This is a genomic window from Chitinimonas sp. (assembly GCF_036568685.1).
In the GTDB taxonomy this organism is placed as follows: domain Bacteria; phylum Pseudomonadota; class Gammaproteobacteria; order Burkholderiales; family Chitinimonadaceae; genus Chitinimonas.
Window position 1 is genome coordinate 63,376 of the sequence record NZ_DATCSC010000106.1, and the last position, 24,847, is coordinate 88,222.

Annotated in this window: 20 protein-coding genes; 7 read left to right on the forward strand and 13 right to left on the reverse strand. The window is 61.5% G+C overall.

The window, feature by feature from the left end:
- The first annotated feature begins 43 nt into the window (after window positions 1-43).
- Window positions 44-1,582: an amidophosphoribosyltransferase gene (purF, locus tag VIM95_RS15150; protein WP_331987274.1), complete on the forward strand. Its 1,539-nt coding sequence runs from the start codon at window positions 44-46 to the stop codon at window positions 1,580-1,582.
- A gap of 93 nt (window positions 1,583-1,675) precedes the next feature.
- On the opposite strand, the gene recA is transcribed toward purF, so the two are convergent.
- The 13 genes from recA to VIM95_RS15215 all read right to left on the reverse strand — a co-directional run bounded on the left by recA (window position 1,676) and on the right by VIM95_RS15215 (window position 16,966).
- Entirely contained in the window at window positions 1,676-2,722 is a 1,047-nt protein-coding gene (gene recA, locus VIM95_RS15155) for a recombinase RecA (RefSeq protein WP_331987276.1), read from the reverse strand.
- Between the two features lie 159 nt (window positions 2,723-2,881).
- Complete coding sequence (efp, locus tag VIM95_RS15160; RefSeq protein WP_331987278.1) at window positions 2,882-3,445, reverse strand: elongation factor P; 564 nt, start codon at window positions 3,443-3,445, stop codon at window positions 2,882-2,884.
- An 89-nt stretch (window positions 3,446-3,534) separates the two neighbouring features.
- On the reverse strand, window positions 3,535-4,680 hold the full coding sequence (earP, locus tag VIM95_RS15165) for an elongation factor P maturation arginine rhamnosyltransferase EarP (protein WP_331987280.1): 1,146 nt from the start codon (window positions 4,678-4,680) through the stop codon (window positions 3,535-3,537).
- A gap of 51 nt (window positions 4,681-4,731) precedes the next feature.
- Window positions 4,732-5,925: a murein transglycosylase A gene (locus VIM95_RS15170; RefSeq protein ID WP_331987282.1), complete on the reverse strand. Its 1,194-nt coding sequence runs from the start codon at window positions 5,923-5,925 to the stop codon at window positions 4,732-4,734.
- A 142-nt stretch (window positions 5,926-6,067) separates the two neighbouring features.
- Window positions 6,068-7,147 (reverse strand): porin, encoded by a 1,080-nt coding sequence (locus VIM95_RS15175; protein ID WP_331987284.1) that lies wholly within the window; start codon window positions 7,145-7,147, stop codon window positions 6,068-6,070.
- Between the two features lie 230 nt (window positions 7,148-7,377).
- Window positions 7,378-8,457 (reverse strand): porin, encoded by a 1,080-nt coding sequence (locus VIM95_RS15180; protein WP_331987286.1) that lies wholly within the window; start codon window positions 8,455-8,457, stop codon window positions 7,378-7,380.
- A gap of 203 nt (window positions 8,458-8,660) precedes the next feature.
- The gene (gene trpC / locus VIM95_RS15185) at window positions 8,661-9,449 is read right to left on the reverse strand and encodes an indole-3-glycerol phosphate synthase TrpC (RefSeq protein WP_331987288.1); all 789 of its coding nucleotides are present in this window, start codon (window positions 9,447-9,449) and stop codon (window positions 8,661-8,663) included.
- A 5-nt stretch (window positions 9,450-9,454) separates the two neighbouring features.
- Window positions 9,455-10,483 carry an anthranilate phosphoribosyltransferase gene (gene trpD, locus VIM95_RS15190; RefSeq protein WP_331987290.1) on the reverse strand — a complete coding sequence of 343 codons (1,029 nt, stop codon included), beginning with the start codon at window positions 10,481-10,483 and terminating at the stop codon, window positions 9,455-9,457.
- A 212-nt stretch (window positions 10,484-10,695) separates the two neighbouring features.
- Window positions 10,696-12,381, reverse strand: a complete 1,686-nt coding sequence (gene leuA, locus VIM95_RS15195) for a 2-isopropylmalate synthase (protein ID WP_414648534.1) — start codon at window positions 12,379-12,381, stop codon at window positions 10,696-10,698.
- A gap of 373 nt (window positions 12,382-12,754) precedes the next feature.
- Window positions 12,755-14,050 (reverse strand): FAD-binding oxidoreductase, encoded by a 1,296-nt coding sequence (locus VIM95_RS15200; RefSeq protein ID WP_331987292.1) that lies wholly within the window; start codon window positions 14,048-14,050, stop codon window positions 12,755-12,757.
- 13 nt (window positions 14,051-14,063) lie between these two features.
- Entirely contained in the window at window positions 14,064-14,480 is a 417-nt protein-coding gene (locus VIM95_RS15205; RefSeq protein WP_331987294.1) for a GFA family protein, read from the reverse strand.
- Between the two features lie 13 nt (window positions 14,481-14,493).
- On the reverse strand, window positions 14,494-15,063 hold the full coding sequence (locus tag VIM95_RS15210) for an aminodeoxychorismate/anthranilate synthase component II (protein WP_331987296.1): 570 nt from the start codon (window positions 15,061-15,063) through the stop codon (window positions 14,494-14,496).
- Window positions 15,064-15,235: 172 nt separating this feature from the next.
- Window positions 15,236-16,966, reverse strand: coding sequence for a methyl-accepting chemotaxis protein (locus VIM95_RS15215; protein ID WP_331987298.1), 1,731 nt, complete (start codon window positions 16,964-16,966; stop codon window positions 15,236-15,238).
- Between the two features lie 254 nt (window positions 16,967-17,220).
- Here VIM95_RS15215 and VIM95_RS15220 point away from each other — a divergent pair, with 254 nt between their 5' ends.
- The 6 genes from VIM95_RS15220 to VIM95_RS15245 are packed head-to-tail and all read left to right on the forward strand — an operon-like array spanning window position 17,221 to window position 24,818.
- Window positions 17,221-17,685 carry a chemotaxis protein CheW gene (locus tag VIM95_RS15220; RefSeq protein ID WP_331987300.1) on the forward strand — a complete coding sequence of 155 codons (465 nt, stop codon included), beginning with the start codon at window positions 17,221-17,223 and terminating at the stop codon, window positions 17,683-17,685.
- A 55-nt stretch (window positions 17,686-17,740) separates the two neighbouring features.
- On the forward strand, window positions 17,741-19,045 hold the full coding sequence (locus tag VIM95_RS15225; RefSeq protein ID WP_331987302.1) for a CheR family methyltransferase: 1,305 nt from the start codon (window positions 17,741-17,743) through the stop codon (window positions 19,043-19,045).
- Complete coding sequence (locus tag VIM95_RS15230) at window positions 19,042-19,665, forward strand: chemotaxis protein CheW (RefSeq protein WP_331987304.1); 624 nt, start codon at window positions 19,042-19,044, stop codon at window positions 19,663-19,665. Before VIM95_RS15225 ends, VIM95_RS15230 begins: the two co-directional genes overlap by 4 nt.
- 8 nt (window positions 19,666-19,673) lie before the next feature.
- Entirely contained in the window at window positions 19,674-21,461 is a 1,788-nt protein-coding gene (locus VIM95_RS15235; protein WP_331987306.1) for a HAMP domain-containing methyl-accepting chemotaxis protein, read from the forward strand.
- Between the two features lie 34 nt (window positions 21,462-21,495).
- Entirely contained in the window at window positions 21,496-23,772 is a 2,277-nt protein-coding gene (locus tag VIM95_RS15240) for a hybrid sensor histidine kinase/response regulator (protein ID WP_331987308.1), read from the forward strand.
- A gap of 23 nt (window positions 23,773-23,795) precedes the next feature.
- Window positions 23,796-24,818: a chemotaxis protein CheB gene (locus VIM95_RS15245; protein ID WP_331987310.1), complete on the forward strand. Its 1,023-nt coding sequence runs from the start codon at window positions 23,796-23,798 to the stop codon at window positions 24,816-24,818.
- Window positions 24,819-24,847 lie beyond the last annotated feature (29 nt).

Here is a 24,847-nt window from a genome sequence, read left to right on the forward strand (position 1 = left end):
CGAGCCTGGCAGGCCGGACTGGTTTGTAAAGCAAGGAAGCAATATGTGCGGCATTCTCGGAGTGGTGGCCAAGACACCCGTTAACCAATTGCTCTACGACGGCCTGCTCGTCCTGCAGCATCGCGGTCAGGACGCCGCCGGCATCGTGACCGCAGAGCAGAGCGGGGTGATGCATATGCACAAGGGTGCAGGCCTGGTGGCGGACGTGTTCCGCACCCGCAATATGCGCTCGCTGCAAGGCAATATCGGTATCGGCCATGTCCGCTATCCGACAGCCGGCTCGGCCTCCAGCCTGGCGGAGGCCCAGCCGTTCTACGTGAACAGCCCCTTCGGCATCGTGCTGGCGCACAACGGCAACCTGACCAATCACAAGGAATTGAAGGAAGCGATGTACCGCAACGACCTGCGGCACATCAATACCAATTCCGATTCTGAAGCCCTGCTCAACGTCTTTGCCTACGAGCTGCAGAAGCGTGCCGTTGGCTTTGCCCTGAAGCCCGATACCATCTTCGACGCGATCGCCGCCGTGCATCGCCGCGTCAAGGGAGCCTATGCCGTCGTCGCCTTGATTGCCGGTTACGGTCTGGTCGCCTTCCGTGACCCCAACGGCATCCGCCCACTGGTGCTCGGCGAGCATCAGGCTGCCGAGGGTACCGAATATCTGGTAGCCAGCGAGTCGGTTGCACTCGACACCATGGGCTTCAAGCTGGTGCGTGACATTGCACCGGGCGAGGCCGTCTTCATCACCATGGACGGTGAGCTGCACAGCCGCCAGTGCGCAGACAACGCCAAGCTGGTTCCCTGCATCTTCGAGCACGTCTACTTCGCCCGTCCCGATTCGGTCATGGATGGCATCTCGGTCTACCAAGCTCGCTTGAACATGGGCGACAACCTGGCCGAGAAGATCCGCCGCGAGCTGCCGGAGATGGACATCGACGTGGTGATCCCGATCCCGGATACCAGCCGCGCCAGTGCGCTGCAGCTGGCCAACCACCTGGGCCTGCCGTACCGTGAAGGCTTCCAGAAGAACCGCTATATCGGCCGTACCTTCATCATGCCCGGTCAGGCTACCCGCAAGAAGTCGGTACGCCAGAAGCTCAACGCCATCGGCATCGAGTTCAAGGGCCGCAATGTCCTGCTGGTGGATGACTCCATCGTGCGCGGTACGACCTCCAAGGAGATCGTGCAGATGGCCCGCGAGGCCGGCGCCAACAAGGTCTACTTCGCCTCTGCGGCACCGCCGGTGCGTTTCCCGCACGTCTACGGCATTGATATGCCTACCCGAGCCGAACTGATCGCCACTGGCCGCAACGACGCTCAGATCGCCGAGGAAATCTCGGCCGACGCTGTGTTCTACCAGGACATCGACGCCCTGGTCGACGCGGTTTCCGGCGCCAGCAACGGCCAGATCACCGTGTTCGAGACCTCCTGCTTCTCGGGCGAGTACATCACCGGCGACGTGGACGAGGCCTACCTCAGCGAGATGGAAAACCGCCGTGCCAGTCCGCTCTCCAAGGACAGCGACAGTGGCAGCCGGGTGCTGGACCTCAATGTCGGGGTTGCCGAGCAGAACCTGATCTAACGTCGTCCCGCCTCCCGGCAGCCAACTGCCGGGGAGGGCAGGGTAATAAAAAACCCGCCGATTGGCGGGTTTTTTATTACTGGAAGGCTACGATCAGGCCAAATCGAGATCGGCCTCGTCCTCTTCCTGCTGGTCGGCCGGCAGCGGCATGGCCACGCCAACGATCTCACGGATCTTGCCTTCGATCTCGCGGGCGATGGCCGGGTTATCCTTCAGGTATTCACGGGCATTGTCCTTGCCCTGGCCAATCTTGTTACCCTGATAGGCATACCAGGCACCGGACTTGTCGATGATCTTGTGCAGCACGCCCATCTCGATCACTTCGCCTTCGCGGCTGATGCCTTGGCCGTAGAGAATGTCGAAATTGGCCTCGCGGAAGGGGGGAGATACCTTGTTCTTCACCACCTTGACGCGTGTTTCGTTACCGACGACTTCTTCACCCTTCTTGATCGCGCCAGTACGGCGGATGTCGAGACGGACCGAAGCGTAGAACTTCAGCGCGTTACCACCGGTGGTGGTTTCAGGGCTGCCGAACATGACGCCGATCTTCATACGGATCTGGTTGATGAAGATCACCAGGGTATTGGTGCGCTTGATGTTGCCGGTCAGCTTGCGCAGCGCTTGCGACATCAAGCGGGCTTGCAGGCCGACGTGGCTGTCGCCCATTTCGCCTTCGATTTCAGCCTTGGGTACCAGGGCAGCCACCGAGTCGACCACGATGATGTCCACGCCACCGGAGCGAACCAGCATGTCGGCGATTTCCAGCGCCTGCTCGCCAGTGTCGGGCTGGGAGATCAGCATGTCGGAGACATTGACGCCCAGCTTGCTGGCGTAGACCGGGTCCAGCGCGTTTTCGGCATCGATATAGGCCGCCACGCCACCCAGCTTCTGGATCTCGGCAACCACCTGCAGACACAGGGTGGTCTTACCCGAGGATTCCGGGCCGTAGATCTCGACCACGCGGCCGCGTGGCAGGCCACCAACGCCGAGAGCCAGGTCCAGGCCCAGCGAGCCGGTGGAGACAACCTGCAGATCATTCTCGATCTGGGCTTCGCCCATCTTCATGATCGAGCCCTTGCCGAACTGCTTCTCGATCTGTGCCAGTGCTGCGGAGAGGGCCCTGCTCTTGTTGTCGTCCATGGTTTTCCCTTGAAGATGCGTAGAGAACGTTCGTTCACCAGTAAGAATGGCCGGACTATAGCACAAGTTTCCGGGCTGTAAATAGCACCTTGTCGAGCAAGGCCCAGGCAATAAAAAAGGCAGCCTGGATGGCTGCCTTTTTGACGAGCAAAGCTGCGATCAGGCGCGCTTCTTGAACTCGTTGGTGCGGGTATCGATTTCGATCTTGTCACCGATTTCGATGAAGGCAGCCACCGGCAGCTCGAAGGTGGTGCCCTTGAGCTTGGCAGGCTTCATTACCTTGCCCGAGGTGTCGCCACGAACGGCAGGTTCGGTGTATTCAACTTCGCGAACGATGGTGGTGGGCAGTTCGACCGAGATGGCCTTGCCGTCGTAGAACACCACTTCACAGATGTCTTCCATGCCGTCAACGATGAAGTTCACGGTGTCGCCGACGTTCTCGGCTTCCACTTCATACTGGTTGAACTCGGTATCCATGAACACGTACATCGGGTCGGCGAAGTAGGAGTAGGTGCACTCCTTCTTTTCCAGAACCACGACGTCGAACTTCTCGTCGGCCTTGTAGACCGATTCGGTACCGGAGCCGGACAGCAGGCTCTTCAGCTTCATCTTCACGACCGAAGCGTTACGGCCCGACTTGCTGTATTCAGCCTTCAGCACGACCATGGGTTGGCCGTCGATCATCACGACGTTACCGGCGCGGAGCTCTTGTGCAGTTTTCATGCGATTGCCTTGCTAAATGGGGATAAGCGGTTGAAAAAACGAAGCATTATAGCCGTGAGGTGCGGAGTTTTACCACAGCCATAGCGCGATTAGGTACTCGCGCGCTGCTTTTCTCCGACGAAAGCGCTCAATTGGCTCAATAGATCAGGCTGTTGCGACAAGGCTGCGCTCTCTCGTACGGCATGTGCCTCGAAGTGCCGGCGAGCCACGCGCAGCGCTCGCCAGAGTTGGCTGCAACGTGGCCCGTCGCCGTCGTTCCAGGCCCGCCAGAAGGCGGCCAGCGGCGCATCGGCCTGGTGGGGAGCATATCGATCCAGAAAGGCATCCAGCTTGACGAGATGAGCAGCCTCTTCCTGCGGATAGATATGCCAGCACAGTGGACGGGCCGCCCAAAGCGCCCGCACTAGGCTGTCTTCACCGCGCACAAAGTTGAAGTCACAGCTCCACAGCAGCCGATCGTAATCTTCCTGCGACAGGAAGGGCATGGACAGCAGAGTCAGCCCGCCACGGCGCACCCGCCTGCCGGCAGGGAAGGGGGTGCCGAGCCAGGCCTCGACCAGCCGTTGCGGCTTGCCAGCCGCCACCAGCAGCGTCAAGCCGTGATCGCTACCCTGCCAGCCATCCAGCAAGTTGCCCAACGCCGGGTTCTCATAGCAAAACAGCGATACGCAGTCCTGCGTCAGATCTTCGCCGCTTGCCCCCAGGCACCCCAGCAGTGCAGCACGTGCAGCGCCATCCTCCTGCCAAGCCAACCGTGCTGGTAGCAAGTCTTCTTCACGCAACAAGCCACCGGTGCGCAGATTGAAGCCAGGAAAAAAGAAGTGATGGCTCAAAGGCAGCCGAGGATGGCGCGAGCCCAGTGCATGGCAGCCCTCAACCCAGTCTTCGGCCGATAGATATTCCAGATTGATCCAGACCGGCTTGGGCTCCCGCACGGCCATGGCCGCGAGAAAAGACTCGGGCGGATTGCAGGCAAAGGCCTCGATGACCACTGCCGCCGGTGACACCGCAGGGAAAGGTGCACCCCAACGGCATACCGTCACCCCCTGTACCTGCTGCTCAGCCAATGCCGGGTCAACCTCCGGACAGAGCACAGCAAAGGCCTGAAGATCGTCCACCCAGAGCCTTACCGCCTCGCCACGCTCAACGGCGATCTGCCGGGCCAAGCGCCAGCACACGCCGATATCGCCATAGTTGTCGATAACGGCACAGAAGATGTCCCAATCGTTTTGCATGGCGGCGATGGTACACCTGCCGACCACAGCCGGCACTTCGGTCAATGGCGCTTAGCCATTCTTCTCATTGGGCAACGGCAGTCCCTTGGGCCACAGTAGCCAGATCTGGCCCTGCTGCTTCATGCGGCCAGCCTGGGCGCCGGCCTCGGCCCCAAAGCCCCAGAAGAAGTCCGCCCGGATCGGACCCCGTATCGCCCCACCCGTATCCTGGGCCTGCACCAGCCGATTGAGTGGCTTGCTGTCGTTCGGCCAGGTGGTCGCCAGGTAGAGCGGGCTGCCCAGCGGTACAAAGCGCGGGTCGATGGCCACACTGGCCGCATCGGTCAGCGGCACGTTCAACGCGCCGATCGGGCCGCCATCGGCGTTCTGCAGCACCCTAAAGAAGACATAGCTCGGATTGCTGTCCAGCATCTGCTTGAGTTTGCCCGGATTGGCCCGGGCCCAGGCCTGGATGCCTTGCATGGAGGCCTCGCTCGACTTGAGCTCGCCCTGGTCGATCAGCCATTTGCCTATCGACTTGTAAGGCTGGCCATTCTGGTCGGCATAGCCCACCCGCAAGAGGCTGCCATCCTCCAGCTTGATACGGCCGGAGCCTTGCACCTGCAGGAAGAAAGCTTCCACCGCGTCGTCCGCCCAGGCCAGCGCCAAGCCAGGCGTAGGCGCCTTGCCGGCCTCGATGTCGGCACGATTCCAGTAGGGGACCACCTTGCGCCCATCGAGGCGGCCACGCAGCCGCAGGTTCTTGAGCTCCGGGTAGAGGTCGCCCAGGTCGATGGTCAGGAGGTCATCGGGTACGCCGTAGATGGGTGCGCTTCCGGGCTTGGGTTCGCGGCTGCCATTGAGCAGCGGCTCGTAATAGCCGGTGATCAGGCCGGATTGCGCACCGTCGCTGGCTTCGATACGCCAGGGTTGGAAGCGTCGTTCGAAGAAGACCTTGATAGCCCCATCATCACCTGCGGGCACTGACTTGTTCTCGGCGCATAACTCCTTCCAGCCCGGTCGGGCTGCCAAGCGCTTGCAGCTATTGAGCCAAGCCTGCCAGCTGGCCTGCAAGCCCTCCCCGGGCCAGCCGGGCAGGGCATCCCAGCTGCTGGACTGGTAGCGTGCCGTGACCGGCTGCGGCTTGGCAGCAGTCTCTCCACACTGGCAATCCGCCTTGCCGGCGGTAACGATGGAAGAGGGGGTGGTCGCACACCCGGCCAAGAGGCCGAGCAGCAAGGTAGCGGGGAGCAGGCGGCGCATCATCTATCCGTCTCTTTAGAGGTGGTTGAGCATACCGGAAGCCGGTGCCAGCCGCAGCCAGCCAAGCGGGCCGGCGCCATACGAGCAAAAAAGAAAAACGGGCATGCAAGCATGCCCGTTTCGATACTGCAGACTACAGACTGACTTAGAACGAGTGGATCAGACCAATGCTGAACACGTTCAGGTCGGTCTTGTCCTTGCCGTCTACGCCCTTCTTGTAGTCGTCAGCGGTGTACTCGGTGTACACAGCGGTGCGCTTGGACAGAGCGTACTTGGCACCCAGGTTCCAACGGATGTAGTTGGTGTCATCCAGATCGGTGCCGTTGCTCTTGATCTTCAGGTTGTCGATAAGACCAGCCTTCAGGGTCAAAGCATCGATGGTGTAGGCAACAGTACCAACCCAGGCATCAGCCTTGCGCTTGGTGGTGTTGGTGTCAACCTTGGCGTGTTGGTAGCCCAGGCCCAGCTTCCAGGCGTCGATTGCAACGGTACCGGCCAGCAGGAAGGCATCGTTCTTGGTACCGTAGACCGGAGCGCCGGCCGGAATCGGCACCTTCACATCGCCGCCAACCAGGTTCTTCTGGCTGTTGAAAGCAGCGGCAACGGTGAACGGACCGTTGGCGTAGCGAACGTTGGCCGAGAAGTTCTTGGTAGCGCTGACGTCGGCGGTCTTGTTCTCGCCCGAACCGTACATCACGGCGCCGGTGAAGCCACCAGCGGTCGGGAAGTCGTAACGGATGGCGTTGTCGAAGCGGTTGCTGGTCACGGTGCCCAGGTTGGCTTGCTTGTAGATAGCCAGATCGCGGCCACCGTCAACCGAGCTGTCGAAGATGTCGGCTACGTTGGTGTACGGGGTCTTACCGCGACCCAGACCGAACTTACCGAAGTCACCTTGCAGACCAACCCAGCCTTCGCGGTTAGCGAAACCGTTGCCGGAGGTGTAGGTGGTGTCGTCCAGGTTGATGCCGGTTTCAATTTGCCACCAGGCCTTCATGCCGTCGCCCAGGTTCTCATCACCCTTGAAGCCGATGCGGGTCGGGGTGTTGATACCGGTGGGGGACTGAGCGGGGTTGCCCAGGCCACCAACGCCGGATTGGGTGCCATTGGCGGTCTTGGCAACTTCGAACGGAACGTTGACGATGCCGTACAGGGTGACGGTGCCGTCAGCGAAGGCCGGCGCAGCGATTGCACCCAGTACCAGGGAGGCAAGCAGAGACTTGCGCATAGAGAATTCTCCGTTGTTTGAGTCGTAGGGAGCCTGTCCGGGACTCAGGCTGAGGCGAATTTTGCGCGTGGGTGTTTTGTTTCTGCAATCGGGAAAGCCCGGATTTACCGTAATTGGCGGTCAATCGCTGGTCTTTACGCAACACATTAATAGAAATGTAATAAAAAACGGGTGCCTAAAGGCACCCGTTTCTAATTAAGCGCTCGCTTGAATTGAATCAAGCGACCCGCTTAGAAGGAGTGGCGAACGCCAACACCGATGATCTTCACGTCCATGCCGGCAGCAGCAGGGGCGGAGCCGGTGGCGCTGTTCTGGTTCTTGAAGCCGTAGTTGCCCTTGGCCTGGTTGTTGATTGCCGAGTAGTAGCCATACACAGCACTACGCTTGGACAGGGCATATTCGCCTTCCAGCGACCACATCTTGGCGCCGTTCTGGGCGTTGTCCAGATCCTCCTTGGCATCGGCGTACGCCAGCATGACCTTGGCGTTGCCGAACTTCTGCTGCACGGTAGCAGTCCAGGCCGGACGTGACAGCTTGGGGGTACCGGCAGCGTTGTCACGCTCCAGCTTGACGTAACCCAGGCCCACGGTGGTGTCGTCGAAGGAGTAGCTACCGGTCACGCGCCAGGCGTTGGAATCGTAGTAGTTGGTCACGCCGTTGGCGGTAACGGCGTTGTCGTCCTTACGGGTTTCGTAGGCAGCGCCGATATTCAGGCCGCCCAGGGTGTAGTCGCCCGACACCGAGATACGGTTGTTGTTCTTCGCGCTGGCCTTGCCCGGCACGGCGTCGGTCTTGACTTCATCCGGCGAGTACGAGATGCGGGCCTGGAAGCCGGAGAAGTTTGGCGACCAGTACTGCACTACGTTGTCCTGACGGGTGTGGTAGCTCAGCTTGCTGCTCTGGTCCTGGTGCATCAGGGCTTCCATCTGCTCGGCCGGGCCGTCCATGATGTCCAGATTCTTCTTGATCACCTTGAACGGGGTATCCCAACGACCCAGCAGCACGGTACCGAAGTCGCCCTTCAGGCCCACGGCGCTGTTGCGGCTGGCAAAAGCGCCAGCATTGGAGTCATCGGTGCCGATCTTGTTTTCGATCTGGAACCAGGCCTTCAGGCCGTCGCCCAGGTCTTCTTCGCCCTTGAAGCCGAAGTAGGAGGTGTTGTCCTGCACGCGGGTGGTCTTGAGTACGCCGTTGTCGAACGACTCAAAGCCCATATTCAGTTTGCCGTACAGGGTCACGGTACTGTCGGCAGCGAATGCGGGGGCAGCCAGGGCGCCCAGGACGGCGATGGCGAGCAGTTGCTTTTTCATGGATCTACTCCGGTTTGTTGGGAAGTTATTGCGTGGGCCACGGTGTTTGCCGAGCCGACGGGCGCTTTTATACGGAGCAGCGATGACATAGCTGTTACAACTTGGAACAATTGCGGCAGCGCAACATGAAATTTTGCTACTGAACGAAAAACGGGGCGCCAAGCGCCCCGTTGTTGGGATGGAGATGCCGCCGACGAGCAGGTTCAGCCAAATAGTTCGGCCAGGGCCTTACCGGGAGAGGGCTGGCGCATAAAGGCCTCGCCAACAAGGAAGGCATAGACCTCGTGCTCCAGCATCAATTCCACATCCTTGGGCGCGAGGATGCCGGACTCGGTAATCACAATACGATCCGAGGGAATCTGGTCCAACAGCTTGAGCGTGGTCTGCAGGCTGACCTCAAAGCTACGCAGATCGCGGTTGTTGATACCGATCAGCGGGGTCTTCAGGGTCAGCGCTGCGTCAAGCTCACGACCATCGTGCGATTCGACCAGCACGGCCATGCCCAATTCGAGCGCCAAGGCCTCCAGTTCACGCATATGGGCGGTCTCGAGCGCCGCCACGATCAGCAGTACGCAATCGGCGCCCATGGCCCGAGCCTCATAGACCTGATAGGCATCGACGATAAAATCCTTGCGCAGTACCGGCAACGAGCAGGCAGCACGCGCCGCCTTGAGGTAGTCGGTGTGCCCCTGGAAATACTGCTCATCGGTCAGCACCGACAGACAGGCCGCACCGTGCCGTGCGTAGTCCTCGGCGATGGCAGCCGGCTGGAAGTCAGGTCGGATTACGCCCTTTGAGGGGCTGGCCTTCTTGATCTCGGCAATCACTGCGGCGTGGCCATCGGCGTATTTGCTACGCAGGGCAGACACGAAATCACGCTGCCCCCCCAGTCGCTCGGCCTCGTTGCGGAGGGTAGTCAGTGGCACGCGCTGGCGAGCCGCAGCCACTTCTTCATGCTTGGTGGCCAGGATTTTCTGCAGGATATCGGACATGTTGCTCAGGCTTTGAAAGATTGGGTCAGGGCCACCAGGGCATCGAGCTTGGCGCGGGCAGTGCCGCTGGCAATCGCAGCGCGGGCAACGGCAAAGCCATCGGCCAGGCTGGCAGCCACGCCGGCGGTGTAGAGCGCCGCACCGGCATTCAGCACCACAATATCGAGGCATGGGCCGGCTTCGTTGGCCAGCACCGCCCGCACCTTGGCGGCGGATTCTGCCGGGTTGCTGGCCTTGAGGGCGGCGGGCTCGCAAAAGGCGAAACCGTATTCGCGCGGGTCCAGCACATACTCTCGCACCTCACCATCGACCAGCTCGGCCACAAGGGTGGTATCGAGCAGGCTGATCTCGTCCAGCCCGTCGCGGCCGTGCACGATCATCACATGGCGGCTGCCCAGCTCCTTGAGCACCCGCGCCTGGATGCCGACCAGATCGGGGTGGAACACGCCCATCAGCTGGTTTTCGGCACCTGCCGGGTTGGTCAGCGGGCCGAGGATATTGAAGATGGTGCGCACCCCAAGCTCCCGCCGGATGGGGACCACATTCTTCATGGCGCCATGGTGGTTGGGCGCGAACATAAAGCCCAGGCCGATCTGATCTATGCACGCACCTACCTGGGCAGGGCTGACGGCCAGATTCACCCCCAGGGTCTCCAGCACGTCGGCCGAACCGCTGGAGGAAGACACGCCACGGTTGCCATGCTTGGCCACCTTGGCACCCGCCGCCGCCGTAACGAAGGCCGCCGTGGTACTGATATTGAAGGTATGCGCGCCGTCGCCACCGGTACCGCAGGTATCGATAAGATGCTGCCGGTCCTGTACCACCACCTGGCTGGCCAGCTCGCGCATCACCGTGGCTGCGGCTGCGATTTCCGACACTGTCTCGACCTTGACCCGCAGGCCGATCAGGATGGCCGCGGTCTGCACCGGAGTCACCTCGCCCGCCATGATCTGGCGCATGATCGACAGCATCTCATCGTAAAACAGTTCGTTGCCGTCGATCAGCCGGTTAAGCGCGGCCTGTGGAGTGATCATAAGGGTGCCTGGGTGTTGGATATTGCGGGGAAGTGACCGATTCTAGCCGGGCAGGGCGGCTAGACCAAGTAAGTGCTGGCGCAGTGCTTATTCCCGGGGTGCATAGACGCATCGGCAGTGATCGTAGCCACCCCGCAAAAACAAGAGGCCGGTTCGCTTCTGGCAAACCGGCCTTCATCAGAGCATCAGCACAGCCGATCAGGCCGGAACGGTCATGCCGTCGCTGTCCCTTGCGCCACGGCCGCGGGTTTGCGGGCCAAAGCGCGGTTGCTGGCGCTGATCAGCGCCAAAATGGATGCGGTTACGATATTGCTGTGTAGGCCAACCCCGAAGATGCTGCCCTCCACGCCCTCCATGGCGACCTCAACAAAGGCAACGGCTCGGGCATCGGCACCGTGGCCCAGCGAGCGCTCCTCGTAGGAAAGCACCCGGATAGGCTGACCCAGAGCATCGACCGCGGCTGCGATCGGGCCATTGCCACTGCCCTTGAGGTTGCAGGAACGACCGTCGATCTCCACCACCAGGCTGATGCCCTGGGCGTTGCCCTCTTCATGCAGATGGTGGCCATGCAGGCGGATAGGCTGGCGGGCATCCAGATACTCCTGGGTGAACAAGCGCCACAGTTCGTCTGCATTCACTTCGCCACCGGTGCTGTCGGTATGGTTCTGCACCACACCACTGAACTCCACCTGCAAGCGGCGCGGCATCACCAGGCCGTAACCGGTCTCCAAGAGGTAGGCGATGCCCCCCTTGCCGGACTGGCTATTCACGCGGATCACCGATTCATAGCTGCGACCCAGGTCGGCCGGATCGATAGGCAGATAGGGCACTTCCCAGATATCGCCATCCTTGCGCGCGGCAAAGCCCTTCTTGATCGCATCCTGGTGCGAACCGGAAAAGGCCGTGAACACCAGATCACCGACATAGGGGTGGCGCGGATGGATAGGCAGCTGGGTGCAATCCTCAACGGTACGCGCCACCGCGTTGATGTCGGAGAAGTCGAGCCCAGGCGCCACGCCCTGGGTGTAGAGATTGAGCGCCAGGGTGACGAGGTCCACGTTGCCGGTGCGCTCGCCATTGCCGAACAAGCAGCCCTCGACCCGGTCAGCACCCGCCATGACCGCCAGCTCCGCCGCAGCTACCGCGGTACCCCGGTCATTGTGCGGGTGAACGCTGAGCACCACGCTGTCACGGCGGTCGAGATGGCGGTGCATCCACTCCACCTGGTCGGCATAGACGTTGGGGGTGGCCGCCTCGATGGTCGCCGGCAGGTTGATGATCAGCTTGGCGTCGGGTGTCGGCCCCCAGGCGGCGATGACCGCGTTGCAGACGTCCAGGGCGAAATCCGGCTCGGTGGTGCTGAAGGTCTCAGGGCTGTATTGCAGCACCCACTCAGTTTCTGGATGCTGGCTCACCAGCTGCTTGATCAACGTCACGGCCTCGACCGCCATCTGCCGCACTTCGTCGCGCGACATGCCAAATACCTGCTCGCGCCAGGGGCGTGCGGTAGCGTTGTAGACGTGGACAATGGCGCGGCGCGCGCCGATCAGCGATTCCACGGTACGACGGATCAGGTGTTCTCGGGCCTGCGTGAGAACCTCGATGGTCACGTCTGCCGGGATGCGATCCTCTTCGATCAACTGGCGTACAAAGTCGAAATCGGTCTGGGAGGCGGAAGGGAAGGCAACTTCGATCTCCTTGCAGCCTATCTGCACCAGGGTCTCGAACATACGCAACTTGCGCTCGGCATTCATAGGCTCGAACAAGGCCTGGTTGCCATCGCGCAGATCGGTGCTCATCCAGACGGGCGCCTGGGTGATCACCCGGTTGGGCCACTGCCGGTCAGGCAGGGAGAGGACGGGAAAGGGACGGTATTTGCTTTGTGGCTGCTTCAACATGATGAGCCTCGTGATCGATGTGTTCGGACAATGGGCGCGACGATCTGCGGGTAGGCGTGCAGATGGCTGCCAGGCTGTCGCGAGTTCGAGGCCGGGCAACCGTTGCGCAGTCGTAGCGAGGCTAGGGTTAGGTTTTGCATGTCGATGCTCCTGAGACGGATATGGGTGAACGCACGGAACCCTCGCGGGGTCAGCGATGCACTTCGGAACTGGGGTGTACTAGGGGAAAATCAGATGCGCGAGGCGCGCAGTAGCAGACCCAGGCCCGAAGAGCGGGCTAGGGGTAGTAGTAGCGATAGGGTCTGCTGACGGAGAGTCATGCCTTTACCGTACCGTGACGGCGCTGTCGCGGTCAATCATTTTTTCGCGGTGTTCAATCACGGTACCAGCACGCCTCGGCCCAATCGCGCAGCTGGTACCAGCTCATGCCCAGCGCCACCAAGGCCCGCGCAAAGCCGGGCAGGGCGGTGGGCAACGTGTACTGTGGCAGGTTGGCAAAGTTCGCCCAACGTGCTGTCTGGCCGGTGATGGCCTCGGCCATCAGGCGGCCGGCCATGCCGGTCAAGGCCAGGCCATGGCCCGAGTAACCCTGGGCAAAATAGCAACCCGGTGCCAGCTCGCCAAAATGTGGCAGTTTATGGGGGGTCACATCCACCAAGCCGCCCCAGGCGTGCTCGATCTCGACTTCACCAAGCTGTGGGAACACGGCCAGCATGCGCGCCTGAGTGTCCTCTCTGCGGCTGGCAGCCATGCCGCTGGCACGACCTCCGAACAAGAGGCGGTGGTCGCGGCTAAGCCGGAAGTAGTTCAGCACATGCTTGCAGTCGGCCACCGCCACATCGCCAGGAATCAAGCTTCGGGCCAGCTCCGCACCCAAGGGCGCAGTGGTGACGATGAAGCTCTCAACCGGCAGAAAGTGGCGGGCCAAGGCCGGCACCAAGGTGCCCACACCGGCATTGAGCCCCAGCACCACCTGACGGCAGCGAACGCTGCCGGCCTCGGTCCGTACCAGCCAACCGCCATCGATTGCCTTGAGTTCGATAGCGCGGGACTGCTCATGGAGCACCGCGCCAGCCGCCTCCGCCGCGGCAGCAATGCCGAGTGTGTAAGCCAGCGGATCGAGATGGACCTCGGCCGGATCCAGCAGACCACCGACATAGGCCGGGCTCCGGACATAGTCAGCCATCGCATCACGCTCAAGCAGCACCAGATCCGGATAGCCATAGCGCGCAGCGGCCTCATCGCGCCAGCTCGCCAGCCCTTGCAATTGGCCTGCGTGTGTGGCGGCATAGACATAACCCCGCTCAACCAGGTCGCAAGCAATCCCGTGCTGCTGGATGCGCTGCTTGAGCAATGCCAGCGCCTCGCGCGACATGGTCCAGATTGCCTGCGCAGCCTCGAAGCCCACCAAACGCTCCACCACCGCCATGCTCGCGGCCAAGCCTTGCAGAGCCTGCCCGCCATTACGACCGGAAGCCTGAGAGCCGATACGCCCAGCCTCGAGCAGCACGGCCGATCGACCTCGCTCGGCCAACTCCAGGGCGCAGCTAAGGCCAGTCAGGCCACCGCCAAGCACGGCAACATCGACAGTCTGCTCGCCCGCCAAAGCGGAGCGAGCAGGCACAGCCGTGCCACGGCTGGCGTACCAGGAAGGATTGATGGTGGTCATAGCGGCTTACAGATCAACTGAGGGAGCTACCATCGCCGGCCAGGCGCGGCAAGGTGTCGCCACATTGCGCCCAATCGACATGGCTGTCGTAGTAAACATGTGCGCCAGGCGGCATGACCTCGCCGCTGACCAGCGAGGCGCGGGTGATATGCATCTCGTCGGCCCAACGCTGGCCGTGGAAGAACAGGGTGGTACCGCAGTGGCTGCAGAAGCCACGCTTGGCCTCGGCCGAGGACTGGTACCAGCGCAGCAAGGCCTCGCCTTCGCTAATTCGGAACGCCGCCAAGGGCACACCGAACCAGGTCACAAAGGCCGCGCCATGCGCTTGCCGACACATATTGCAGTGACAGTGCGCACACCAGAGGGGCTCGGCGGCAACGGTGTACTTCACCATACCGCAAAAGCACTGCCCGCCAATATGCGCTGTCATAGTCTGCTACCGGTCAGGCATAGGCCTTGAGGAAGTTATCCAGCATCTGGTGGCCGTGCTCGGTCAGGATGGCTTCCGGATGAAACTGCACCCCTTCGATGGGCAAGGTCTTGTGGCGCACACCCATGATCTCGCCATCATCCGTCCAGGCTGTGACCTCCAGGCAATCTGGGCAACTTTCCTTCTCGATCACCAGCGAGTGGTAACGGGTGGCGGTAAAAGGAGAGGGCAGATCTTTGAAGGTACCCACATCGAGATGGCTTACCGGCGAGGTCTTGCCATGCATCAGTTGCTTGGCATGGACGATCTTGCCGCCAAAAGCCTGGCCTATGCTCTGATGGCCTAGACACACCCCCAGGATGGGGATCTGGCCAGCAAAGCGCTGGATAGCCTCTACCGAGATACCGGCCTCGGAAGGTGAGCAGGGGCCGGGCGATACCACCAGGTATTGCGGCTGCTTGGCCGCAATTTCGTCCAGGGTGATCTCGTCGTTGCGGTACACCTCCACCTCTTGTCCCAGTTCGCCAAAGTACTGGACTAGGTTGTAGGTGAAGGAGTCGTAGTTGTCGATCATCAGCAGCATAAGGGCCTAACCATTTGATTCTTTTGGCCATTCACATAAAGGGCCTCAAACTGACACCCCACATCCCACCATCGCAGTAAACAAGTGGAGCAGAGTGCTTTCTTCAGGCCATTATGCAGACCAGGGCTCGGGTCGTCGAGTCGGCACCCAAGCATCCATAGAACTCAAGGGGTCAGACCGTAAAGCCTTCGAGCGTACTGCTCAGTCTCAATCCCGTTTGACGGAGCTCCTTGGCGGCCTGCTCGATAGCCCGCATGCTGGCCAGATTCTCCATATTGCCCTGCCGTATATGACGCATGGCGGCCGAGATCTGTTGCACTCCCACTGCCTGCTGAGTTGCGGTGACGGCAATCTGCTGTGCCGCCTGTGCGTTGCTCGCTACCGCCTGCGCCATCTGGCTGATGGCATTGCCCGCCAGGTTGGATTGATGCATCCCCAGAGCAACCGCACGGCTGCCTTGCTCGGTGGCACTCACCAGACCGGAAACCAGTTGCTGGATGTCGAGCAGGATGGCGCGCACTTGGCCGACCGCCTGCTTGGATTGCTCAGCCAGACTCTTCATCTCCTGCGCAACGACCGAGAAGCCCTTGCCTTGCTCGCTGGCGTGGGCCGCCTCGATGCTGGCATTGACCGCGAGGATGCTGGACTGCTCGGATAGATCGCTCACCACATTGATGATGCCACCGATGGCCACGCTTTTTTCCGTCAGTTGGGCGATACGCTCGGCCACTACCTGCATCTTTTCCTGGATTTGCCCCATGCCTTCGACCGTATCGCTGACGGCCTGCCGCCCATGTCCGGCAACATTGGCGGTACTGACCGCATCAGCCGACACCTCGCCCATGCGCTGTGATGTCAACTCGGTGGTTTGCAGCAGTTCCTCCACCGTTACCGCCAGCTGATTGGTAGCGGTCGCGGTCTCATCGGCAGCAGCGGAGACCTGGGTTGCACTGGTCAGCACGGTGCCCACCACGCTGGTCATCACATTCGTACCCTGCTGCAAGGTCGCCACGACCTCCTGCAGCCGCTCGACCATGGTCTGGAAGGCCAGCCCCAATTCATCCTTGCCGGAATTGAGCGTCAGGTCCACCCGCAGATCGCCTTGCGATATACGCCTGGCGGCCTCTGCCTTAGTCTGCAGCGAATGCCGCATATGCGAGAAGGCATCCGTCAGCACGCCAAGCTCGTCACTGCGCGTCGAGGATGCTTCAAGCGGCTGCGACAGGTCGCCAGCTGAGATGAAACCCGCCTCCTGTACGAGTCGCCGCGCGGGGGCCGCGATATTGCGTGCCACCAGCACGCCGCTGACAACGACCAACAACAGGACCAGGGGAATGCCGTACAGCACGACCGCGATCGCAGCCTCAGCGCTCTCCTGCAATTGGGCTTCGCGCTGCTTGAACAAGGCATTTTCAGCGGTTTCCATGGCGTTGATCTGGAAGCGGATATTGTCCATCTCCTTCTTGCCATGGCCGGTCAATACGACATCCAGCGCCGCCTGCAGGCCCTTGTCTCGGCGCAGGCCTATGGTCTCTTTCAACTCATCCAATTTGAGCTGAACCGAGCGCGCCATCAATTCCAGATGACGCTGCTGGTTGGGATTGTCCCGCGTCAAGGTTCGCAGGGATGTCAGCGCATTCTCAATTTGCGGTATAGCGGCCAGATAAGGCTGCAAATAATCATCGCGCCCCGTCAGCAGATAACCGCGCTGGCCGGTTTCCGCATCCTTTAGCAAGGAAACGGTATTGCCCAGATGCGCCTGGACCGCCACGGTATGTGCCCGCCAGTTGGTGGCGTCAAGTAGCGAATTCAGACTGCGGTAGGCGGTAATACCAATCGCTGTCATGGCGATCAAGACCACGGCATAGCCCATGGCGATCTTGCGGCCCACGGTCCACTTCATCGCAATCCTCCTGCTCCCGTTTTATTTTCGCACCCGTGCACGTTATTCAATTCGATGGCAACGGATCAATAAACGCCGCAATAGCGGCTATTTGCTCAATACCACTGCAGCGAAAATATATTTAGCGCAGACAGCGGCAGATACAGGCATGTACTAATCTAGGATGAATTCCGGATGTTGGCTGCCTATCGATGCCATGCGTGTCGAAGATCGCCGACCCACACATCTGCCCGCCGGGGTGGAGGAGGAAAGCCATGGCAACTGTGTATTCGGTGCTGCCTTTCGACCTGCATGGCCAATGCTTTGCGCTGCCGGCACAACAGGTCGTACGGGTATTGCCGGCCCTTTTGACCCTACCTTTACCCGCCGCTCCCCGTGCTGTCGCCGGTCTTTGCAACGTGCATGGCCGCCTGCTTCCTGTGCTCGATATCCGTGCCCACTTTGGCTGGCCTGCAGCTGAGCCGCGGCGCTGGGATCACTGGATATGGGCCAGGACAGGCCGCCGTGAACTATTGCTCCCGGTCAGCCGCTGCCACCCCGTTTGCGAGCTGGAAGCAGACTTCTACCCGGTCGACGAGCTCCATATCCCTGGCCGGCTGCTCCAGGGTGTATTGCGCAGTGAAGCAGGGGTGTTGCTGCTCAAGGACCTGGAAACCTTTCTGACCGCCGCAGAGGATGCGGCACTCGGCGAGGCCATGGCTGACCATGTGGTGGTCTGAGAGCATGGCACGTCACGGCAGGTCTGTGCCGCCACTCGGCGAGCTTGCGGAGCAATTGGCAACGCAGATCGGGCTGGACTTTCTTGGCGAAAGACAAGAGCGCCTGCTGCATGCTTTGCAGCGGAGTGCACACCAGCCGGCTCCCGATGAACCGGCCGATATAGCGATCCTGCTGCCGCACCTGGTGGTTGGTGAAACCTACTTCCAGCGTGACCCGGAAACCCTGAATGTCGTCCTGAACGACTTCCTGGCCCCGCTGCTCCAGCGTCGGCGCCACGAGGGGCGGCGACAACTGAAATTGTGGAGTGCCGCCTGCTGTACCGGCGAGGAGGCCTATACCCTGCTGTTCGCCATCGACGAGCTGCTGGGAGAGGAGCGGGACGCGTGGCAGGTGGATTTCCTGGCAACCGATCTCAACCCGGCCTTTATTACCCATGCCGAGCAGGGGATCTACAGCGACTATGCCTTTCGACAAAGTACACCGGCATGGCGGGCACGCTACTTCAGTCCCTTGGGCAAGGCCTGGCGGCTACAAGCGGGCTGGCGTGGGCGTATCCGGTTCGCGGTAGACAATCTGGTACAACCTGCGCCCGGCGGTCAGATCGAGACTGGCTTCGATCTGATCCTCTGCCGCAACGTGCTGATGTATTTCACCCCGGCGGCAGTCATCAAGGCGGTCTCCCTGCTGCTGGCTCAATGTGCCGAAGATGGCCTTCTCTTGGTGGCTGCAGCCGAGGCTGGCTTGGTGCGTAGTGCCGGCTGGAATGGGGAACTGCTGGGGCAAGGCTATGCGGTGGCCAAACGACGGCAGGAAACCGAGCCCAACCAGCCTGTGGTACAGGCCCGCCCCCGGCCGGTACCCGTGACCAAGCCAGCCAGGCAAAAACCACGCGCTGCCCTCGAACGACCAGCCCCACACGTTGCCAAGCCCGTACCCATGGCAGCTGAGATCTCCCAGGCAGACATTGCGGCACAGCTCCTCGTCATCCGCCAGCAGGCCGACCAAGGTCTGCACAACGAGGCAGAACGGGGTTGCCGTGAACTGATACGGCAGGCGCCGTTCTGTATCGCCCCCTACTGGCTACTGGCCTTGTATCGCTTTGAAGCTGGCGATTTAAATGAGGCACTGGCCTATCTGCGCAAGCTGCACTACCTCGACCCGGATTTCGCGCTGGCCCCCTACCTGGAGGCGCAGATACACCAACGGCTGGGGCAGCATGCTGCGGCGGCCCGGACCAAGCGGCATTGCCTGCGCATTCTGGCCAACCTGGCCGACGATAAGCTGATACCGGAAGGGGACGGTCTGAGTGCCGTCCAGCTGCGGCAGCTTTGCCTCGCCCTGCCTGTGGAGCAGCCATGAGCGTCAATGAGGAAACATTGCCCGTCAGTCATGACGAGACGCTGTGGAGCAACCTGCATAGGCGGCTCGACGAGCTGGCCGAGCAGTTATCCCGCGGCTTTGACGAGACGCCGGAAAGCGTAGCCAGCCACCTCGCCGTACGCAGCGAACACTGGGCAGCGGCCCCGGTGGCGCCAACCTACAGCATGCGTGATGTGCTGGTCTTTACCCTTGGCGACGAGACCTACGGCATCGAGCTATGCCATGTGGACGAAGTCGTGCCCTTGCGCCAGCTCACACCGCTACCCGGTACCCCCCCTTTTGTCAGCGGCATCGTCAACGTACGCGGCCGCATTGTCTCGGTTACCGACCTCCGGGTGTTCTTCGAGATGCCACGCCGGGGTCTTGCCGATCGCAACCACCTATTGGTGCTCAAGAGCTCGGATATGGAGTTCGGCCTGCTCGCCGATCGTATCTTGGGGGTGCAGGCAATAGACATGGATGGGCTGCAGGGCGAACTGGCCAACCTGACTGGCTTGCGCCGTGCCTTCCTGCGCGGCATCACCTCAACCCAATCGATCATTCTCGATGGCGCCAAGCTGCTGGCGGACGCCGCCCTGCGTGTAGACGAGATCAGTTAGGAGTTGCCATGTCGCTCAAGAACCTGCGTACCAGCAGCAAACTGTTCCTGGCCTTTGCCATCGTCGCCGCCGGCTTCATGGGTCTACTGTTACTGGCCCAGCACAGCATCGAATCCATACGCAGCAACACCGCACAGGTGAATCGGCTCAACCGCAACCTAGCGGACTTCAAGGAGATTCGCTTCAATATGCACGATGTACGCTCGGAGGTGCTGGCAGCCTTGCTGGTGCGCGACAACAGCCGGGCAGCCGGCATTGCCGCGCGCTTCAAGCGCCTGACTGAAGACGATGCCGAGGCCTTGCGTAGGCTGGAAGTCGATGCCGCGGGGGACCCTGAACTCAAGCGCCTGGTTACCGAGGTCAAACAGCTGTGGCTCGACTTTGTCGACGTGCGTGACAACCAGATCGTACCGAGGCTGGCTGATGGCCGCTACGATGAGGCCAGAGTGCTCTCGACCGGCGCGCAGGGCGCCCGAGTTACCCATCTCCGCCAACTTGCTGCCGAGCTGGATCAGGCGATCGGCCAGCGCATCGTGGTGCTGGAGGCCCGCAATCAGGATCTGATCGAGCAGCAACTGGTCCGCATGTTCTGGATCGGCGGGCTACTGCTGTTACTCGCTACGGGGCTGGCCTGGTCGCTCAGCAACAGCATTGCCAAGCCACTGCAGCTCCTTACGCACTATGCCCGGCAGATCAGCGTGGGAGAAATCCCTCAGCAGGCCGAGCTGACCGATCGCCAAGACGAGTTGGGTGAGCTGAGCCAAGCATTCAGTCGGATGGGGGATTACCTGCAACAGTTGGCCCTACAGGCGGAACAGCTGGCCGGCGGTGATCTCGGCCTCACCATCAAGCCGCATTCGGAGCGTGATCTGCTGGGCATCTCCTTCGTACGGATGGTGGAGAGTCTGAGCCAGTTGGCCCGAGAAATACGCGAAAGCGTTGTCGTGATCGCCAGTGCCAGCGAAGAAATTTTGGCGACCTCGGGGCAGGTCGCCGGCGGTGCCCAGGACAGCGCCTCGGCCATCAGTGAGATCGCTACCACCATTGAAGAGGTCAAGCAGACCGCCAGCATGGCGCATCAGCGTGCTGCCGAAGTCAGTGACGCCACCAGCCGTAACCGCCAGATCGCCATCGATGGGCGCAGTGCCATCAGCCAGACCTTGAGCAGTATGGGCCAGGTCCGCGAACAGATGCATGCAATGGCCGAGAACGTAATGCGCCTGAGCGAGCAAAGCCAAGCCATAGGTGACATCGTGGCGACCGTGAACGACTTGGCCGAGCAGACCAATCTCCTGGGGGTCAACGCGTCTATCGAGGCCGGTAAGGCTGGCGACGCAGGCAGGGGTTTTGCCGTGGTGGCGCTGGAGGTCAAGGCCTTGGCTGAGCAATCCAAGCAGGCGACCAACCAGGTCAGGACCATCCTGGGTGACGTACAGCGGGCCATGACCAAGGCCGCCATGGCGGCCGAGCAAGGCAGCAAGGCGGTCGATACCAGCTTCGAGCACACCCGCCTCAGCGATGAAGCCATCCGTGACCTGGCCGACAGCGTGGAGCTCTCCAATGACGTGGCACAGGAGATCGCCACCACCAGCCAGCAGCAACTGGCTGGCATCGAACAGGTAGTCGCCGCCATGAGCTCCATCCGTCGTACCAGCCGAGACAATGCAGCTGGAGCGCAGCAGGTCGATCAGTCGGCCCATGATCTGCACGATCTGGGCAGCCGGCTCAAGCAGGCGGTGGAGCGCTTCCGACTGGCAAGCGACTCCGTGGGCTCAAACGCCCGAGCGACGTTCTGAGGATGCCTGCCGTGAGCAACAAGGCCAGACCGCTATGCCCATAGACCGTGAAGCTCTGCTGCGCAACCTGCTGGCCTCATTCCAGGAAGAGGCCGGGGAGCGGCTGGTCGCGCTCGATGCCAACCTGCCCAGCTGGCAAAACCAGGCGCCAACGGCCGAAGGTATAGAACTGGTATTTCGTGAGGTGCACAGCCTCAAGGGAGCAGCCGGCGCGGTGGGCCGTAGCGACCTCGAACGCGTCTGCCATGCCTGGGAGGCGATGTTGGTGCTGCTACGTACCGGCAAGCAGGCTTTTCATCCCGGTATGGCGACCGTGTCGCTCAGTACCCTGGCCGCAATCAAACGTGGCCTGGCCAGCGAGGCGCTGGAACCGGCCGAGGTTAAACGCCTCTGCCACATGCTGGAGCGCCTACCAGTCACGCAGACCTTGGATGGGAAGTCAGCAGATAAAGCGGTCCTTGCCACAGCCGAACCCACCCCGCCAGCCACCATCCCGGCGCCAGCCCCGGCGATACCGCAAGAGCCGGTAGAGGAGCGCGCCGCGGTCTGGCGCAGCCAAACCTTGCGAGTACGCGCCGAGCTATGTGACCAGTTGGCCTATCAGTCAGAGGCACTTTTGCAAGCCAAGCTGCAGGCTCAAGCCTTGCAGCGGCAGCTGCATGGACAGTTGCAGTGCTTTGAGCAGCTCTGGCAGACACGAGGCCGCAGCGTGATGTTGGGAGAATATCTCTACCGACAGCTCGATCAGGGTGAACCAATTAACCCGGAGCGTCTGCGGCAATTGCTCGATTGGCAAGAAGAGAGCCGCCGCCTGATCGATCAGCTGCATGCCGACGCAGGCCAGCTCAGACAATCCAGCAATCTGCTGAGCACCGAGATGAACAGCCTGGGCGAGGGTATGAGCCGTACCGTCGCAGACATGCTGCAGCTATCCTGCCGCAGCTTGCTCGATGAGCTGCCCGCCTTGGTGCAGGACTTGGCGGAGCAAACCGGCAAGCAAGCCACCCTCAAGCTGCCTGCCACACAGTTGCTGGTGGACAAGCGCATCCTGGATGCCTTGCGCACCCCTTTGCTCCACCTGCTGCGCAATGCACTGGACCATGGCATCGAGCCGCCCCAGGTGCGGCGCGAGGCCGGCAAACCGGACGCAGGTCAGCTGGAGGTCGACATCTACCAGGACAGTGCCAGTCATTTCTGCCTGCTACTGCGCGATGACGGCGGCGGCATAGACCCCGCCAAGGTACGCCGAAAGGCCGAGGAGATCGGCCTCTTGAAGGCCGGCAGCGGCGAGCTGGAGCCTCAGCAGCTACTGAATCTGGTGTTCGAGTCCGGGCTATCCACCAGCCCACGGTTGACCAATCTATCGGGACGCGGGGTAGGGCTGTCCATCGTCCGGGAAGAACTCGAACAACTGGGGGGCAGCATAGAAGTGCGCAATCTACCCACCGCCGGAACGGAATTCAGCATTCGGCTACCCATGAGCCGCTCCTCCTTCCGGGTAGTGCTGTTCCGCTGTGGTGAGCACTGCTTTGGCCTGCCGGCCAATGCGGTATCACGCACCCTGCGGGTGCCCCTTGATGCGGTCAAACAGATCGAGAACAAAACGGTCATCCCGATGGCTGGCCGGCTGCTGCCGGTGTGGTCACTTGCCGAGGTACTGGAGCTAGCGCAGCCGGAGCAAACACCGGTCATGGTGACACTGCTGGTGATAGGCGAAGAAACCCAACCGCTGGCCGTGCAGGTCGACACCATGATTGGCGATCAGGAGATCACCCTCAAGCCACTGGGCAAGCAGCTCAAGCGAGTGCGCAACATCCTCGGCGCCACGGTACTGGGCGACGGTACCTTGGTCCCCATCCTGCACCCGCAGGACCTCTACCGCAGCACCTTGCAGAGCGCCGGCTTGGCCTTTGTGCCGCGCTCCGGCTACGCCGCCCCCGTCAAGCGCAGGGCACGTATCCTGGTCGCGGAAGACTCCTTCACCTCCCGCGGCCTGCTGCGTGCCTTGCTAGAGACTGCCGGCTACGAAGTACAGACCGCCAACGATGGCCTTGATGCCTGGAACGCGCTCAAGCAGGACACCTTCGACCTTTTGGTGTCCGATATCGAAATGCCTCGTATGGATGGCTTTGCCCTGACCAGCAAGGTCAGGGCCGACAGGGAGCTGGCGACCCTGCCCGTGGTACTGATCACCGCACTACACACCGCCGAGGACCGTGCCAGAGGACTCGAAGCTGGCGCCAATGCCTATCTGGTCAAGGGTGGCCTCGAGCAGGATACCGTGCTGGCCGCCATCAAACGGCTCGTCTAGCAGACCCGAGGGAGAAGTAGGCCATGCATGTGCTGTTGATCGACGACTCCATAGTGATACGCAAGTTGCTCCGGGCCATACTTGAGAGCGATGGGTTCCGCGTCAGCGAAGCCAGCAGTGGTGAAGAGGCGCTGGCCATGCTGCCAGCCGTCCAGCCGGACCTGATCTCGATGGATGTGCACATGCCCGGCATCGACGGCTTTGAAACCACGAGGCGCATCATGCAGGTGCGTCCTACGCCCATAGTCATCGTCACCGCCGGCATCGATCTGTCTGGCGCAGAAACTGCCATGCAAGCGCTGTCAGCCGGCGCGCTGATGGTGCTGGACAAACCCATCAGCCCCATGGACCCAAGCTTCCAATCCCGTACCGACATCCTGCTGAGTACCTTCCGGCACTTGGCTTTCATGAAAGTGAGCCCACCGGGCATGAGTAACGGGGAAGGGGAGCAATTGCCCTACCAGGCGCTCGCCCCGTGGCGCGAACGAGGCCAGAAGGTATTGGCGATCGGTGCCTCTGCCGGCGGTCCTGCCGCACTCAAGACCATCCTGGCCCAACTGCGGCCCGATTGCCCATGGCCGGTGCTGCTGGTTCAGCATATTTCCAGCGGCTTTGCCAGCAGCTTTTGTGCCTGGCTGGCGGAACAGACATCGCTGCCGGTCCGCCTGGCAGTGAACGGACAGGCCGCGCAACCAGGCCATCTCCATGTCGCTCCCGATGACCACCATCTCGGTCTCGATGGTTACGGCCAAATTCAGCTCGACACCAGCCAGGCCTCGGTATTTGCGCGACCGTCGGTGGACTATTTGTTCGACAGCCTGGCCAGCGCCCTACGTGGCCAGGTTCTGGCCGTGCTGCTCTCGGGTATGGGGCGTGACGGGGCCCAGGGCCTCGCCAAGCTCAAGACCCTGGGCGCACTGACCCTGGTCCAACAACCGGCATCGTCCATCGTCGCCGGTATGCCGCAAGCCGCCATCGAGCTCAACGGCGCGAGTTTCATCCAGACCCCGCTGGGCATCGCCCGCACCATCAACAACATGATGTAAGGCTCCCAAGCCCAAAAAACCAAGCCAGG